The sequence below is a fragment of the Streptomyces sp. NPDC097129 genome (assembly GCF_055668065.1).
The window spans coordinates 1-1,231 of the sequence record NZ_JBVOQE010000077.1 but is presented as its reverse complement, the minus strand read 5'-3'; the positions used below and the strand labels follow the sequence as shown (position 1 = coordinate 1,231).

Here is a 1,231-nt window from a genome sequence, read left to right as displayed (position 1 = left end):
ATAACTGGCGTCACCGCTTCACAGTCTCCCACCTATCCTACACAAACCGAACCGAACACCAATACCAAGCTGTAGTGAAGGTCCCGGGGTCTTTTCGTCCTGCCGCGCGTAACGAGCATCTTTACTCGTAATGCAATTTCGCCGAGTCTACGGTTGAGACAGCTGAGAAGTCGTTACGCCATTCGTGCAGGTCGGAACTTACCCGACAAGGAATTTCGCTACCTTAGGATGGTTATAGTTACCACCGCCGTTTACTGGGGCTTAAATTCTCAGCTTCGCTCCCGAAGGAACTAACCGGTCCTCTTAACCTTCCAGCACCGGGCAGGCGTCAGTCCGTATACATCGTCTTACGACTTCGCACGGACCTGTGTTTTTAGTAAACAGTCGCTTCTCACTGGTCTCTGCGGCCCCACCCAGCTCAGACAGTAAATGTCGTCACCAGACAGGGCCCCCCTTCTCCCGAAGTTACGGGGGCATTTTGCCGAGTTCCTTAACCATAGTTATCTCGATCGCCTTAGTATTCTCTACCTGACCACCTGTGTCGGTTTGGGGTACGGGCCGTGTGAAAGCTCGCTAGAGGCTTTTCTCGGCAGCATAGGATCACTGAATTCGCCTCAATCGGCTACGCATCACGTCTCAGGCTATGTGCGACCCGGATTTGCCTAGGTCACGCCCTACACGCTTACACCAGTATTACCACTGACTGGCTCAGCTACCTTCCTGCGTCACCCCATCGCTTGGCTACTACCAGATCAGGTCCCATGCATCCACCAACTCGAGACCCGAAGGTCTTCTCGTGGCTTCAGGATGGTTAGTATCACTGATTCACCATGGGCGCGTTCACACGGGTACGGGAATATCAACCCGTTGTCCATCGGCTACGCCTGTCGGCCTCGTCTTAGGTCCCGACTCACCCTGGGCGGATTAACCTGGCCCAGGAACCCTTGGTCATTCGGCGGACGAGTTTCTCACTCGTCTTTCGCTACTCATGCCTGCATTCTCACTCGTGTGGCCTCCACGGCTAGGTCACCCTGCCGCTTCCATGGCCACACGACGCTCCCCTACCCATCCACACACCTGCCAGAAAATCCTTGGATCAACTGGGGGCTATTGCGTGAATGCCGCAGCTTCGGTGGTGTACTTGAGCCCCGCTACATTGTCGGCGCAGGATCACTTGACCAGTGAGCTATTACGCACTCTTTCAAGGGTGGCTGCTTCTAAGCCAACCTCC

Annotated in this window: 1 rRNA gene; it reads right to left on the bottom strand. The window is 55.0% G+C overall.

Annotated features, from left to right (window positions below):
• Positions 1-1,231, bottom strand: a 23S ribosomal RNA gene (locus AC0B9F_RS38220); the annotation flags it as partial.